The following is a 14,815-nucleotide window of genomic DNA, read 5'->3' as shown; positions in this document are numbered from 1 at the left end:
GATTCCCCGGCTCTTTGCAGCAACATCTGGCGTCGCGTCTGGTAACCGGGGGCGGATGGCACAATCCTGAGCATGCGGATGTCGGCCAAAGCGGAATATGCGGTGCGCGCGATGGTCCAACTTGCGACAGCCGACAGCGGGACGGTGATCAAGACCGAGGACCTGGCGCAGGCTCAAGGCATACCGCCGCAGTTCCTCGTCGACATCCTGACCAACCTGCGGACCGACCGCCTGGTACGCAGCCACCGCGGGCGCGACGGTGGCTATGAACTGGCGCGTCCCGGGACCGACATCAGCATCGCCGACGTGCTGCGCTGCATCGACGGGCCCCTGGCCAGCGTTCGTGACATCGGGCTGGGCGACCTGCCCTACTCCGGGCCCACCACGGTGCTGACCGATGTCTGGCGGGCCCTGCGCGCCAGCATGCGATCAGTGTTGGAAGAGACGACGCTGGCCGATGTCGCCACGGGGGCGCTGCCCGGACACGTCGCGAAACTCGCCGACGCCTACCGGGCGCAGGAGTTCGAGCGGCACGGCTCGGCGCGCAGCGGCGACTAGGAGCCTGAGCCGTACGGTCGGGTGAGGATCTCAATCGAGTGCCCGGCCGGGTCGGGGAAATACACCCCACGACCCCCATCGCGGTGGTTGATTTCGCCGGGACGTCGGGCACCCGGGTCTGCCCAGTGCGGCAAGCCGCGCGAGGAGATCTTGCCGTAGATCTCAGTGAATTCCTGCTCGGAGACGAGGAACGCATAGTGCTGGGGGTGAATCTCCACGTCCTCGGGCACATCCGCGAAGTCGAGGCTGGCGTCGTGCTCGAGCGCGACCACCAGGAAGGGGCCGAATGTCACTGGACTCGGCAGACCCAACAGCTCTGCCAGAAACTCCGCGGATTTTCGCTTGTCGTGTGACGCGACAATGGTGTGGTTGAAGCTGATGGCCATCGTTACCCCTGTCCGTGCCGAGCGTGCGTGTCGGCACCTCGACACGCCGTTAACGCTGACATTTCGCGCACGCTCGCAAGCCGCCCGGCCGGCTACTTGGGTGCGGTGAGTTCCAGAGCGATGTTGTCGGGATCGCGGAACTCCAGGATGTAGGACGGACCAATGTCCTTGACGGGCTCGTGCGCAATGCCGAGGTCATCCAGATGCGCTGCCGCACTATTTAGTTCGTCGATGCTGCCCACTCGGAAGGCGATGTGGTCCAGGCCGACTCGATTCTCGTTGAAGCTGTCATTGGCGACCGGGCGCAACCCCAGTAATGCCCCGCCGAGGTCGTAGATCACCCCGCCGTACAGAAACGCCAGCTGGCGCCGTGTTGCCTCGTCGGCGTTCGCGGGAAGCTCGATCAGCACGGGCCACTCGAAGACGCTCTCGTAAAACCGCCGCGATCGCTCGATGTCGGTAACGGTGAGCCGGACGTGCCCGATTGATGTGCTCGATACACCAATCCGTCCCATGCTGCCAGAATCGCGATTGTGCAGATAGCTATGACGATGCCGGTAATGGAGCCCGATCTGGACGCGAATGTGCTAAAGACCTGGGCGCGTGCCGTCGACGAAGGCCCGTGCTCCGCGCTGTGCTGGGGCGAGCGGATCGCATTCGACAACCCCGACAGCTCGACCCTGCTCGGGGCATTGGCCGCCTGGACCGATCGGGTGCGGTTGGTGACGACCGTTATTGTGCCGCAGTTGCATGACCCGGTCATGCTGGCCAAAGCGCTGGCCACCGGCGACATGTTGAGCGGTGGGAGGTTGACCGTGGGAATCGGGGTGGGAGGTAGGCGTGAGGACTACCTCGCCGTCGGGGCCGACCCCAAGACCCAGACGATGGGCGGAATGGCAACGCGGGTGGCAGTCATGAAGCGGGTGTGGGCGGGTGAGCAGATCAGCGAGTCGGTGCGGCCCGTCGGACCCCTACCGGTCCAGCCGGGAGGCCCGCCACTGCTGGTCGGCACCATCGGGCCCAAGACCCTGCGCAGCGCCGCACCCTGGGCCGACGGTCTAGCGGGTACCACCCTGGACCTCGACGTCGCCAAGCAAAATGAGCTATTCGACGTCGCGCGGGCCGCGTGGGCGCAGGCGGGCAAGCCCAAGCCGCACCTGGCGACGTCGTTCTGGTTCGCTTTCGGGCCGCAGGCCGACGCGCGCGCACAGGTGCATCGGCATCTGCGGCGCTACATGAATTGAATCCCGGCCGAGTACGTCGATGCGATGGCGCCCACGACGGGCTGGGCGGGCAGCGAAGACGAGCTGCTTGCCGTGCTGCGACGGTTCGAAGAGATCGGCACCGACGAAGTCCAGCTCATCCCGACGTCTTCGGACGTCGAGCAACTTCGTCGGGCAATCGATGTGGTGACGAGGTTCGGTGCGGCCTGAGTCCTGGGTCGGCGAACACGTCAGGTAGACCCTGGCTGTCGCGGGTGCGCGGCGATACGCTGTTGTTGCTCGCGGCGGCGCAGCCAGGAGGCTAGCAATGTCTTATTTCATTGCTGTACCGGACGAGTTAGCGCTGGCGGCAACGGAATTGGACAGCATCGGTGCGGCTCTCAGCGTTGCCAACGTGGCCGCGGCGCTCCCGACGACGGGGATACTGGCCGCCGGCGCAGACGACGTGTCCACGGCAATCGCGGCGTTGTTCGCCGGCCATGCGCAGGCCTATCAGGCGCTCAGCACCGCGGCGAGCACGTTTCATACCCAGTTCGTGCGGGCGCTGAACCTTTCCGGCGGCGCCTATGCGGCCGCCGATGCGGCCAACGCCTCGCCACTGCAAACCCTCGAGCAAGACCTGCTTGGCGTGCTCAATGCGCCCACCCAGGCGCTACTGGGACGTCCTCTGATCGGCGACGGCGCCGATGGGACGGCACCCGGGCAAGGCGGCGGGGCTGGGGGACTGCTGTACGGCAACGGCGGTAGCGGTGCGGCGGGCACAAACACCGGGGTGGCCGGGGGTGCCGGCGGGGACGCCGGGCTGATCGGCAACGGCGGCTTCGGTGGCGCCGGCGGCGGCGGTGCGGCCGGGGGCGCCGGAGGCAACGGGGGCTGGTTGTTCGGTGCCGGTGGCAACGGCGGCTTCGGAGGAGCCGCCACCGGTCTCGGTCCCGGTGGAGCCGGTGGCCATGGTGGCCATGGCGGCTGGTTGTACGGCAGTGGCGGCACGGGTGGTGACGGCGGGTTCGCCAAAGGCGGCAACGGCGGAGCCGGTGGCGCAGGCGGGGACGCCGGGCTGCTCGGCGCCGGCGGATCTGGCGGGACCGGTGGTGCGGGTGCGACAAGCGGTCCTGCCAGTTCGCACTTCGCCGGTGGCGCTGGCGGCGCCGGAGGCCACGGTGGGCTGCTCTATGGCGACGGCGGGACCGGCGGATTCGGTGGGGACGGCGGGGTGGGCGGCGCCGGCGGAGCTGGTGGTGGCGGCGGGGCAGCCGGACTGGTGGGCGCCGGCGGCGCCGGCGGGAACGGCGGGGCCGGGTTGGGCATCTTGGGTGAGGCTGGCGGCAACGGCGGCGGCGGAGGCGCGGGCGGCCTGCTGGTGGGTGCCGGCGGCGCGGGAAGTGCTGGTGGCGACGGCGGGCTACACCTCAGCAGTTTCGTGGGGCCAGGTGGGTCCGGCGGCGATGGCGGGGCGGGTGGTACCGGAGGGTGGCTCTATGGCGACGGCGGCGGCGGCGGTGCCGGCGGATCCGGCGGGAACGGATTCGGGACGATCGGTGGCACTGGCGGGTCCGGCGGGCGCGGTGGCGATGCCAGGCTGATCGGCAACGGCGGCGACGGTGGAGCGGGGGCGCCCGGCGGCAACAGCGCGCCGCCCGGCGACGGCGGGGTTGGCGGGGCCGGCGGAACGCTGTCCGGTACTCCCGGCGCTACCGGCGCATCGGGGTGAGAGCCGGTTCAGTTCGGCCGGTCCAGCGGGCCAACGTTGTCGACCGTCGCCACTTCTGGCCAGTGCCCATCGCCGCTGGCGGGCTGCTGGGGAGGCTGTTCCTTGCGCAACGTCGCCAACAGTTCGCGATACGGGCCGACGAGATAGGCGGTGTCTCCGGCTCGCAGCCGGGTGTCGCGGCGCGGATGTAACTGTGGCGGCTCGTCGGGGCGGGTGATCGCAATGACGCGGGTTCCGGTGACAAGCTCACGCATTGACAGACCATCGAGTTCGCTTTGCGCTGACACGTGCATCCCGCCCACCATGAATGAGCTTTGTCCTACCGAGAACGTGCCCAGCACCTGCAACCCCATCGCGGCGCCAATGAACCAGGGCGCGGCCAATTCGACAGTGGAGCGCACGCTCTCGAAGTCAAACCGCTGGGCAACCGCGCCTCCCAGCTCACGGTCATAGACGCGCAGGACAAGCGGGATATCGCGACGATTGGCTTTCACCGCGCCCAACATTTCCCGCAGCACGATCCCGGTCTCGATATTGACCATGTCGTCTTGCGTCAGTACCGCCATCGCGCGGGCGTGGGCGATGCAAGCCGATTCCAGCGTTTGCGGCAGCGTCGCGTCGCCGAAGATGACGGGCACGTCCAGCTCGGCCGCCGACTCCAGAAAGCGGCTGTTCTCGTCGAGCTCAGTGACCGCGACGTCGTAACCGGCGGCGATCAGATCCCTGACCACCCGGATGCCGAATGAACCCAGTCCGACGACGATCACGTGGTTGCGCAGCTGGCGTACCCGCCGCCGGCCCGCCGCGCGGGTGAAGCGGCGCGACAGCAGCAGGTCGGCGATGAATGCCACCAGGATGGCGGTGGTGGTCACACCGGCGAACATCAACGTAATGCTGAATACTCGCATCCAGGGGTGCTGGTGGGAGAAGCTGAAGTCGCCATAGCCCACCGTCGCGATGGTCTCGGTGCTGAAGTAGAGCGCATCGAGCCACGTCATCCCCGGAGGGTGGCGGTAGGCAAAGCGCAACAAGGTCGTCGATACGGCCAGCAGCGTCGCCATCGCGGCCAAAGCCTTGAAGAACATCGGGTTGACGTCGTTGCGCAGCGCGCGTGCCGCATCGGAGATCTGCCGAAGCCGCAGCAGACGAAAACGCGTCGAGGTCGGTCGGGGAACCTTGATGCCGCGGGCGGCCAAGTCTTCGGCGGTGCCGACCATCGCCGTCTCGTCGCCGGCATGGACCCGCAGGTCGCGCCCCGGGCAGGTCAACACCTCACCGGGGGTGGGCGAGTTTTTTCCCCGGACCACCGCCACCGGGGCCAGATCGCCGTAGATCTCGCGCAGGGTCGCATCCCGCGGCGCCTCCGCGCGCCAGACGACGAACTCGATGCCGGCGGCCTCGAACGGGTGCACGGTGCGGGCCAGACACGCCTCGACGACCGATGGCGCGGCAAGATCGGCAACGTCAAGGATCGCTCCCGGACCGTTGTCAGCGGCCATCGCCTCACGCAGCACATCGTTGGCCAGTCGGGCCACCACTCGTACGTGCGGGTCGGCTCTTCTTGCCAACAATGCGATTTCGAGGTTTCGCGCGTCGTCGTCGCCGGCGCAGATGACCGCGATGGCCTGAGCGAGCTGGGCGTCATTGACCTCGTCGCTGGCCAGCTTGAGGATGGTGACGCCGGCGCTGTTCAGCTCCTCGACAATGGTGTTCGCTAGCGCGTCGTCGCCGCTGACGATGATGTGACGCCGCATGCTCACAGGTCTCGCCGTGGTCCGGGATCGTTCGGCATAGGTACACCCACCTTTGTTGGTGTTCGCTGTTCGCGCTCACTTATGCGCACCGTACAGATTTCAACCAGCCCGCACGGCTTGCGCAACCGCAACCGTCGCCGAGAGACGGGCGCAACGGGTTTGCCGGCGCCGCCGGATCGGCGACGATGGTGTGTCCTCGACCCCGCCTGGGGCCCACCCGATGCGGTTGCCGGCGCCACGAGTGTCGGTAGTGATACTGGCTGTGTGCCCTTCATCGAACCCGTCGCTTCCCGGGAGATCTACCGCAACCGCTGGATGGTGCTCCGTGAGGACGACATTCGACGCCCGGACGGCAGTCCCGGCATCTACGGCGTGGTGGACAAACCGGCCTATGCGCTTGTGATCGCGCACGACGGGAACCGATTCCGATTGGTCGAGCAGTTCCGCTATCCCGTCGGTGCGCGGCGGTGGGAGTTTCCGCAAGGGACCGCTCCCGACTTGTCCGACGTCGAGCCGGCCGAGCTGGCGGCGCGCGAACTGCGCGAGGAGACCGGACTACGAGCGGCGTCGTTTGTGTCGCTCGGTCAGCTCGATACCGCCCCGGGACTGACCAGCCAGCGCGGTTGGGTGTTCCTGGCTACCGGAATAACCGAGGGGGAGTCGGAGCGCGAGCACGAAGAACAGGACATGCGCAGTGCGTGGTTTGCGCGCGACGAAGTCGAGCAGATGATCCGCACCGGAGGGATCGTCGACTCCCAGTCGATCGCCGCCTACGGCATGTTCCTGCTGCATCGGGGATAGTCCTGCCGCCGGCGTCTGGCGGGCTGGCAGCGCAACCTCGTTGCGCCAACGCGATCGGAGTTGTCGCGTGCGTGCCCCACCCATCCGGCCGTAGTTGTTGCACACGATCGTGTCCCCGCTGAGATCGCACCGCGTCCTGCAAGCCGCACCATGGACACGATGCGTGCGCGATCGAGGCTTCGCCTTCAGGTGTTAGGGGTGCTCGGCGGCATCGCGGCCGCGATGTTCGCGCCACCGTCGACTCCGGCACACGCCGCCATGCCCATGTGGAACGGGAAATACTCGCTCGTGCGCTACGCCGAACAAAAAGCCGGCACCAGCATGGCCGCCAGCCAGATGGAACCAACGTTTAGCGCCGACTACGTCTTTGCCACCGCTTGTTCGGCCGAACAGTGCGTTGCCACCGCCACCAACGGGCCTACCCCGAAGAATCCGACCTTGCCCCAGCCGTCCCGCTACTTCTGGAATGGGGCCAAGTGGGTGGAACGCTTCGACTTTCAATGGGACTGCTACATGGGTGAAGGCGCTGCCAAAGTGTGGGCACCGGCGAGGTCGTGGGCCTATTACGCGCCTCAGCCGGACGGGTCGCTGCGCGGCACCTGGCACACCGACATTGTCGGCGGCCCCTGCCAGGGCACGGTGCAAATGCCGGTAGCGGCGCTTCCCGCTGGATCGTGAGGACGTCGCTGCCCATCGGTGTGGGCAGTGATTCGCCATCAGCGGCGACACGGTAATGGGCGTGGGGTGGGTGCAATATCGGGGTAACTGCCGGCGGCCGATACCCTTTTCGGCATGACCGTCGGTGCATCAGTCAAGCAGTCGCTCGAACAGTGGGACCGCAAAATGTGGGATGTGGCGATGCTTCACGCATGTAACGCCGTGGATGACACCAGCAGGAAGCGCTATCCCTCGCTCGGCGCCGGCACGCGCTTTCGGCGGGTGATCCGAGATGCGGTCGACATTTACGGTGTGATGGCCACCCCCGGGGTCGACCTGGAAAATACGCGCTTTCCGGTTGCGGTGAGATCGGACCTGACGCCCGAGATGCGCCCTGACATCGCGGACGTCCTGTACGGGATTCACCGTTGGTTGCACGGACACGATGAGGAATCGGCTACCGGGTTCGAAGTATCTCCGTACGTGAACGGGAGTGCGGCACTACGGGTCGCCAGTGACGGGAAGATCCAGCTACCGAAAACTGCCATCCTGGGGCTGTTGGCCATCGCGGTGTTTGCCCCGGAGAACAAGGGCGAAGTGATTCCCCCCGATTACCAGCTCAGCTGGTTTGATCATGTGTTCTTCGTCAGCGCGTGGTGGGGGTGGCAAGATCATTTCCGCGAGATCGTCAACGTGGACCGGTCATCGTTGGTCGCGCTCGACTTCGGCAACTCGTGGAGCGACTGGGCGCCGGTTGGGTAGCGCCAAGATCCCCCGCTGATCCGATCGGGGGTTGGTCAGCCTAGGAGCGGTTGGCCGGAGGCACCGCGCTGTGGCGGCCCAGGTCTCTGGGGTCTCTGGCCAACGACGCTGCGTTGGCTGGCGCGACCGTCGACGCTGCCGCCCGAGCGGCGGCCACTTGGCCGAACGCGGAGGACGGCGGCGCTAAGGTCCCAGGTCTGTCGACGACCTCGGTTGCCCGGGCGGCTGCGCCGAGCACCATGGCCCGGTCGGATTCGCCGGCGAATTCACGTTGGGCCGCCCGCACCACCAGGGCGATCTGGGTCTGCACGGCGGCCCGGCGCGCGGGGTCCGCGCAGTTTTGGGCGACGGCGCTCAACAGCTGTAGCAGCGCTGTCAGCACCAGCGGTTCACGCACCCCGTAGCGGCGGATCTGAGAACATCCGACGTGCAGATAGGCGGCAAAATCCGGTCTGACCAGCCACAGCAGCAGCTCCCCGGCGCGATCGCGGCGCACCGTGTCTCGCAGCGCACGGGACGCCAGCACCGACTCCACGGCCGAAAGGTGATGCACGACTTGAATTGCCGTGTACGGGTCGTTGACCGCTGGAGACAGGGCTCGCAGCGCGATGTCAACCAGCTGGCGCAGGCCAAACCGAACGTCCTGTTGCAGGGTGCGTTCGTAGCCGATGTGCAGGTGGCGCAGGCAGTCCTGCTGAAAGTTCGACCCCGCCGGGCTCGGCGGGCTGCTGCGGCGCCAGCACCAACCCAACAGGCCCCCGGCGGTGACGTAGTCGCCGACGAAAGTGACCAGCAGCACCGTGTGCCCACTGGCCGCCGCGGCCGCCACAATGTCGTGGGTGTCGACGATCTGCAGATAGCCCGATTGCGGGGCCAGCAGTGCAACCGCCTCAGCGGGAGGGGTTGGCGGTGTTTCCCTTCGCCGATCCGGGGTGTCCGGGCGGGGATACAAGTCGTCAATCAGCCCCAGTGTTCGCTGCCCGACGTTGTCCATGATCGTGTCCAGCTGGATCGAATGCATGAGGTGGTGCAGGAAGTAGATCAGCGCCCCGATACTGAGGAATGCCAGCGCCAGTGACCCGGTGACCGCGACCTTGGGAAGGAACGCGCTCCCGTCGGCGTGCTGGCCGACGGTGTGCAGCCCGCCGGTGCTGTCGGCGAAGGTGCAGGCGAAGATTGCCAGCACCATTTGGTTGGGCATGTCCCGCAGGAAGGTGCGCAGCAACCGCACCGAAAATTGGCTCGATGCGATCTGCAGCGACAGGACCGTCAGCGAGAAGACGATTCCGATGGTGGTAATCATCGTGGCGGACACCACGATCAGTACGCCGCGGGCATCGCCGGCCGTGCCCTGGAACATCAACTTGTCGATCAGTGAGTCAGGCTTGACGGGAATCAGGGACAGGATGGCGCCGGATCCCAGGCCGACCACCACGCCGACTAGCGGTAGCACCCAGACCGTGCCCTGCGGGTAGTCCAGTATCGCTTTGCGGCGGCTGATCAGGCTATTTGCGCTCACCGATCCAGCATGCACCCGTCCGATAGCTCACGTGGAAGGTTTGCCGGAGTCATATGGCCGCAAGCGAGGGGGCGCACCGGCAGTTCGTTTCGCGAAAGTGCCCCGGTCTGGAATCGGGGCACGGCCCACGGTGACGGCCGGCTCGCTGGGCGGGTGGAGGTTGGGATTGCGGTCGACGGCGCAGACGAATGTGGGGACCCGTCGTCCGGGGTCCCCACACTGTGGTTGTTGCTAGCTCGAGGTGACGTATTCGGGGCAGTATGCCGAAGCGGCGTCAATCGCGAATGTCTTGGCGCCCTTGGAGCTCAGACCGGTCGACTCGGCGACCGCGTTGATGACCGTGGTGGGTGAGTTGCCTTCGTCGAGCGCGGTGCAGACGGCGTGTGCGTCGCTGATGGCGCGTGCCGCGCTGGGCGGTGTGATCCCGTCGGCTTGGATCTGGGCCAGGAAGGCGTCGTCGGTTGAGCCTGCGGTGGCGGTGGCGGTGGCGGCGAAGCCGAGTGCGGCCAGGCCCAGGCTGGCAGCGGTCAGGGTGGTTCCGGCCAGGGAGGCGGCGAAGCGGCGAGTGAACATTTTGGACTCCTTTGCTGATTTGATTGGTTAGCTCTTTGGCTTGACCTCAGAATCAGCGCGGCGTCTTTACGAATCCTCAATAACTTCTTGTCGAGATCGAGACATCGGGTGGACAGGCAGGATGAGCCCGTAATGCCGGAATCGGGGCGTGGTCGCTGAGCGCGACTACTCGTCTAGCTCGGCGGTTTCGATCGGCGTCGCTAACCGCGTGGGCTGGCCGAGTCCACGCAGCAGCGTCGAGTCGCCCAAACGCCATTGGGCGCTGACGCTTTCGCTGGCTCCGGCAAGTGTTTCCGCCGATGCCAGTAGCCGGCCGGGGAACGATTTGGCCAGTTCACAGAGTCGGGCCGACTCGTTCACCGGCTCGCCGATCGCTGTGTACTCGAACCGCTCGTTGGCGCCGACATTGCCGGCGACGGCTTGACCTGCCGCCACCCCGATCCCGGCCTGGCATTCGGGAACTTCGGCGGCCAGCCGGCGGGCGATGGCACGCGCGGCGGCCAGCGCCTGGTCTTCTGGCTGCTCGAGACGGTTCGGGGCGCCGAAGACAGCCAGTGCGGCGTCACCCAGGAACTTGTTCACCAGGCCGCGGTGGCGGTCCACTTCATCGACCACGATCGCGAAGAACCGGTTGAGTAGTTTGACCACTTCGGCGGGAGGCTGAGTGGTCACCAGCCGCGTGGAGCCGACGATATCGATGAAGACGACCGCGATGTGGCGATCCTCCCCGCCCAGCTTGGGGCGTTCGCGTTCGGCAGCGGCAGCGACTTCCCGCCCGACGTGCCTGCCGAACAGATCGCGTACCCGTTCACGCTCGCGCAGCCCGGCGACCATGGCGTTGAAACCGCGCTGCAGCTGGCCAAGTTCGGTTCCGTCGAACACCACCAAATCGCCCGGCAGATCGCCCATCTCGACGCGCTTGAGTGCCGCGCACACCACCTTGACCGGTGTCGTGGTGAGCCAGGACAGGATCCACATCAGCAGCAAGCCAAGCGCCAGCATTGCCGACGATACGATCACGACCGATATCGAAAACTCGGCTTGGCTTATTTGCCATAGTGATTCATCGAAGATCACCACCAGGGCCATGCCAATCAGCGGTACGCCCGAACCGGTGAGCCAGACGACTATCGTTCGGCCCCTGATCCCCGGGGCCCAACGTAGCAGCGGTGGGCCTGCCGCTAACGCCATGGCTGCCACCGGGCGTAGCGCGAACTCGGTGAACATATAGCTGGCGGTGGTGACACCAAGACCGCAAAAGCTCAGTGCGAAAAGGAATCTCGGGATGAACATGCTGTTGGCCATGCCGTAGAGGGCGGTCAGCAGGATGGTGAAGGTTCCCCACACCAGGAAATGAAAGATGACAAACCGAAATGGGGCCAGTAGCGTATTGCGCTGGTCGGTGGGGCTGGGTTCTCGTCTCTCGATTGCCCAGCGCAACATTTGCGTGGTTCGCCGGGTAAGCCAATAGCTGCCAAGGGCAAATGCAATCACGACGTAGGCCGGCATGACCGCGAAGGTGATCCACAAGGGGGCGTCTGACAACACGTGTGGTGCCGGCGCGGCCACGGTCGCCAGTACCAATCCGACGCAGATTCCAATGACGTTGGTGGCCGCAATGACAGCAGTCAACATGCCTTGGATGCGGATCCGACGGTCGCGCTGGCTTTCGTTCAGATCCCCGAGCAGCCAGGAACCGTAGGCCGGGCTTTCCAATAACGAGCCGTCGTGACGCGTCACCGTCTTCACCACCGAGTCCGCCTAGTCCACACTGTCTCATTGGCCAACATGGTGGCGTCAGCTTAGTTTATTCAGGTGCGTCTGAACGTGGCATTTTGGCCGTTGCGGCGAGAGGATGTCCCTACCGCGTCGATGATGACGGGTCCATCGACCAGCCCAGCCAGGACCGCTCACGGCGGCGATGGCAGTGACCCGGACGCCGGGGCCTAGGCACCGTTTTCGCCGGTATCGTCCTGCCGTCGGCCGCCGAGCGTCAAGATGCGCAGCGGGCGCATCAGCATCAGCGCCGAGAGCAAGAGGTAAAACGCCACGGCCACGCTCGGCAGCAGCAGCAGCACCACCACTACCGATAGACCCATCAGTGCGCTGAACATCCAACGCGACTGGGCAATTTCGGCCAGCGTCGCGCGATCCTTCGCGCTGGACAGCTCGCTCTTGTAGCGACCGTAGCTGGCCAGGACGGCGCTTGCCGCTGTCGCCAGCGTCACGTTCACGCCGAACAAACCGACCGCCAGCCGCTGCCCCGGTCCGACGAGATAGTGGGACATCAGGGCGGAGCTGAATGGCAGGAATGTGACCAGGAGCAGCAACAACAAGTTCATCGTGTTGAACACCTCGTCCGCGGTCACCAGCGCAACGGTCAATCTGGTGTGCGCGAGCCACGAGCTGCCGATGAACACGAAGCTGACCAGATAGGCGAGAAAGGCCGGCCAGGACCGCAGCAGCGCCCCGCCAAGGTCATTGCTGGATTCCGGCACCTTCCGGTCCAGGACGAGCAGGGTGATGACGATGGCGTACACGCCGTCGGAGAATGCTTTGAGACGTGACGTGGGTAGCAGGCGAATGGTGCTCATCTGCCCAACGTGGCACATCTGTGGCCGAATGATTAGTGGCTGAGCCGGTTGCACCGAAGTGGGGTCCAACCTGGGCCGCCGACCGAATGGGTGCCTTCTCGCCGCGGCCGCCGTCGACTGGGTTGGCGCGGTGGCTTATTCGGGCGATCTTGTCACCAAAGCGCCCCGAATCTCCTAGGGATACATCGGCGTCCAGCCATTCGGCGGCAGGCGACGGAACACCCGCTCGCCCGGCCACGGGCTCGCGGCGCTGTGCCGTTTGAAGCCCGTTGCGAACCCGGGCGAGCGGGCGGCCCACAGCGCTGCCTTGCGCTCGATCGCGTGTTGGGGTCCGTTCCTTCGCGGAAGATGGCTCCGAGGCGGGCGATGGCTGGCTGAGGGTGCAGATGATGGATGCGGCGACAACCACAACCATCGCCAGCCCCCGGACCCAGCCGAGCGTCTGGCCCAGCAATATCCAGCCTGCGAGCCCGGCGACCACGGGTTCGAGACTGAGCAGCACGCCGAATGTGTGGGCGCTGAAGCGGCGCATCGCCGCGAATTCCAACGAGTACGGAAGCATCGACGACAGCACCGCGACCCCCAGCAGGGGGATCAGCTTCTCTGGTTGCCCGGTCAATGTGGGTACGGCGGGTATCCCGAAGGGCAGCACCACAATGGCTGCAATGAACTTGCTGACGGAAAGGGCTCCGTGACCCGTTTGCTGACCGGTGATGCGTTTGCCGGCCAAGATGTAGAGCGCCCAGAAGCATGCCGCGACGAGGGCGAAGGCTACGCCCGCCAGATCGGGACTCAGCGCTGCGGATTTCGAGCCGCCCCAACTGAGGACCACGATGGCGGCCGCGGCCGCCATCACGCAGCCGAGGTCGCGTGGGCGGCGGGAGAATGCCGCCGCGAGCATCAGCGGTCCAGCGAACTCGATGGTGACTGCGACACCGAGCGGGATGCGGGCGATCGCGGCAAAGAAGAAGCCGTTCATGCCCGCCAATGCCACCGCAAACAGCGCTGCTGATCTCCACTGTTGTCGGTCCCAGCCGAACGCGCGGGGCCGGTGGATTGCCATCAGCAAGGTGGCGGCAAACAACAGTCGCACGCCGGTGGTGAGCCCGGCGCCGAAGTGCGCCAGCAGCGGCGTCGCGATCGCCGCGCCCAGCTGTAGTGAAATGCACGATCCCAGGATCATGAGAACGGGCAACGGTGTGCGTGACGCCATGCAATGAGCCTGTCAGGCCCAGATTGAATAGTCCAGCGAATGATTCTGATCTAATCTAGTAAGCAAATGTGATGAATATGGGGTCGGCGGATGTTGAATTTGCAGCGGGTGGTCGTGCTGCACGAACTGCAGCGACGGGGCACGCTGGCCGCGGTGGCGAAGGCGGTTTCATACAGTCCATCGGCGGTCTCACAGCAGCTGGCGCAGCTCGAGCGCGAATGCGGGATGGCCTTGATCGAACCCGTGGGCCGGGGCGTGCGGCTGACCGATGCGGGTGAGGCGCTCGTCGAGCACACCAGGTTGGCGATCGCTACCTTGGAGCGGGCCGAGGCCCTGCTGGCAGCCAGCCAAGGGCGGGTAGCCGGTCGGTTGCGGGTCGCGGCATTTCAGACGTTGCTGCTCTCACTGCTGCCCAGGGTGCTTGATGCGCTGGCTCGCGATTACCCCGACCTGCGCGTCGAAGTCGCGCAGCGCGAGGCTGATGAGGCGACTTCGGGTCTGCTGGCCGGCACCTTCGATGTGGTGCTGGGGGAGGAGTATCCGGGCGGGCCGCTGCCGCCGAGCCCGAGTCTGGATCGCGTGGACCTGCGAACTGACGAGCTGTTTCTCGCGATGCCGAGGATCGGGCCCTGGAGCGACGCGACGACGCTGTCCGACCTGGAATACGCGTCGTGGGCCCTGGACCCAGAACCCACTGTGCCCGGCCGGTGGGCGCGCAGCGTGTGTCGCGCCGCCGGTTTCGAACCGGATGTGCGCTTCGACGGAGTGGATCTGCTGGTGCATCTGCAGATGGTGCAGGCAGGGCTCGCGGTTGCCATCTTGCCCGCCCTGCTCGGCCAAGACCGGATGCGCGGGGTGCGGCTTGCCCCGTTGCCCGCTTCGCCGAAACGCCAGTTGTTTACGTTGACCCGTACATCACGCACCGCCCACCCGGCGGTGGTGGCGTTTCGCACCGCGCTGGCCGAGGGCTTTGACGCGCAACATCAATACGACTGAAATTCAATCTTGCGTTCGTGCGGGTCAGGTGAAATTCGGTTTTCCCACGTTGTGGTCGAAATCCGGCC

The 14,815-nt window shown here is 66.1% G+C and carries 13 protein-coding genes and 2 pseudogenes; 7 read left to right on the top strand and 8 right to left on the bottom strand.

Annotation, left to right across the window (positions count from 1 at the left end):
* Positions 1-72 precede the first annotated feature (72 nt).
* Positions 73-558 carry an Rrf2 family transcriptional regulator gene (locus SHTP_RS19550; RefSeq protein WP_096371507.1) on the top strand — a complete coding sequence of 162 codons (486 nt, stop codon included), beginning with the start codon at positions 73-75 and terminating at the stop codon, positions 556-558.
* Here SHTP_RS19550 and SHTP_RS19545 read toward each other — a convergent pair.
* Both SHTP_RS19545 and SHTP_RS19540 read right to left on the bottom strand, forming a co-directional pair.
* Positions 555-944, bottom strand: coding sequence for a VOC family protein (locus SHTP_RS19545; protein WP_096371506.1), 390 nt, complete (start codon positions 942-944; stop codon positions 555-557). The genes SHTP_RS19550 and SHTP_RS19545 overlap by 4 nt on opposite strands.
* A gap of 92 nt (positions 945-1,036) precedes the next feature.
* Entirely contained in the window at positions 1,037-1,450 is a 414-nt protein-coding gene (locus SHTP_RS19540; protein ID WP_012395709.1) for a VOC family protein, read from the bottom strand.
* A gap of 39 nt (positions 1,451-1,489) precedes the next feature.
* On the opposite strand from SHTP_RS19540, the pseudogene SHTP_RS19535 reads away from it, so the two are divergent.
* Both SHTP_RS19535 and SHTP_RS29870 read left to right on the top strand, forming a co-directional pair.
* A pseudogene (locus tag SHTP_RS19535) lies at positions 1,490-2,377 on the top strand (LLM class flavin-dependent oxidoreductase).
* Positions 2,378-2,474: 97 nt separating this feature from the next.
* Positions 2,475-3,875, top strand: a pseudogene (locus tag SHTP_RS29870) (PE family protein); the annotation flags it as partial.
* An 11-nt stretch (positions 3,876-3,886) separates the two neighbouring features.
* On the opposite strand, the gene SHTP_RS19525 reads toward SHTP_RS29870, so the two are convergent.
* Positions 3,887-5,632, bottom strand: coding sequence for an NAD-binding protein (locus SHTP_RS19525; RefSeq protein ID WP_096371504.1), 1,746 nt, complete (start codon positions 5,630-5,632; stop codon positions 3,887-3,889).
* 264 nt (positions 5,633-5,896) lie between these two features.
* On the opposite strand from SHTP_RS19525, the gene SHTP_RS19520 reads away from it, so the two are divergent.
* From SHTP_RS19520 to SHTP_RS19510, 3 genes are all read left to right on the top strand, one after another.
* Positions 5,897-6,433, top strand: a complete 537-nt coding sequence (locus SHTP_RS19520; protein ID WP_020788166.1) for an NUDIX domain-containing protein — start codon at positions 5,897-5,899, stop codon at positions 6,431-6,433.
* Positions 6,434-6,583: 150 nt separating this feature from the next.
* Entirely contained in the window at positions 6,584-7,111 is a 528-nt protein-coding gene (locus SHTP_RS19515) for an Rv2253 family sensor-like surface protein (protein WP_096371503.1), read from the top strand.
* 114 nt (positions 7,112-7,225) lie between these two features.
* Positions 7,226-7,852, top strand: a complete 627-nt coding sequence (locus SHTP_RS19510; RefSeq protein WP_012395703.1) for a hypothetical protein — start codon at positions 7,226-7,228, stop codon at positions 7,850-7,852.
* A gap of 40 nt (positions 7,853-7,892) precedes the next feature.
* Here the strand turns inward: SHTP_RS19510 and SHTP_RS19505 are convergent, their stop codons facing one another.
* From SHTP_RS19505 to SHTP_RS19485, 5 genes are all read right to left on the bottom strand, one after another.
* Positions 7,893-9,395: a DUF2254 domain-containing protein gene (locus SHTP_RS19505; RefSeq protein WP_420866675.1), complete on the bottom strand. Its 1,503-nt coding sequence runs from the start codon at positions 9,393-9,395 to the stop codon at positions 7,893-7,895.
* A 207-nt stretch (positions 9,396-9,602) separates the two neighbouring features.
* A complete protein-coding gene (locus SHTP_RS19500; RefSeq protein WP_011741656.1) occupies positions 9,603-9,944 on the bottom strand; it encodes a DUF732 domain-containing protein in 342 nt (113 codons plus the stop codon).
* A 165-nt stretch (positions 9,945-10,109) separates the two neighbouring features.
* The gene (locus SHTP_RS19495) at positions 10,110-11,696 is read right to left on the bottom strand and encodes an adenylate/guanylate cyclase domain-containing protein (protein WP_096371501.1); all 1,587 of its coding nucleotides are present in this window, start codon (positions 11,694-11,696) and stop codon (positions 10,110-10,112) included.
* Between the two features lie 194 nt (positions 11,697-11,890).
* Entirely contained in the window at positions 11,891-12,484 is a 594-nt protein-coding gene (locus SHTP_RS19490; protein WP_231991169.1) for a TMEM175 family protein, read from the bottom strand.
* Complete coding sequence (locus tag SHTP_RS19485; protein ID WP_231991804.1) at positions 12,423-13,631, bottom strand: EamA family transporter; 1,209 nt, start codon at positions 13,629-13,631, stop codon at positions 12,423-12,425. The genes SHTP_RS19490 and SHTP_RS19485 overlap by 62 nt, the downstream gene beginning before the upstream one ends.
* 210 nt (positions 13,632-13,841) lie before the next feature.
* Here SHTP_RS19485 and SHTP_RS19480 point away from each other — a divergent pair, with 210 nt between their 5' ends.
* A complete protein-coding gene (locus tag SHTP_RS19480; RefSeq protein WP_096371498.1) occupies positions 13,842-14,747 on the top strand; it encodes a LysR family transcriptional regulator in 906 nt (301 codons plus the stop codon).
* Positions 14,748-14,815: the final 68 nt, after the last annotated feature.

Origin of the sequence: Mycobacterium ulcerans subsp. shinshuense (assembly GCF_002355775.1) — a bacterium.
In the GTDB taxonomy this organism is placed as follows: Bacteria; Actinomycetota; Actinomycetes; order Mycobacteriales; family Mycobacteriaceae; genus Mycobacterium; species Mycobacterium marinum.
Note: the sequence above shows the minus strand (reverse complement) of the source record. Positions and strands in the feature narration are given on the sequence as shown.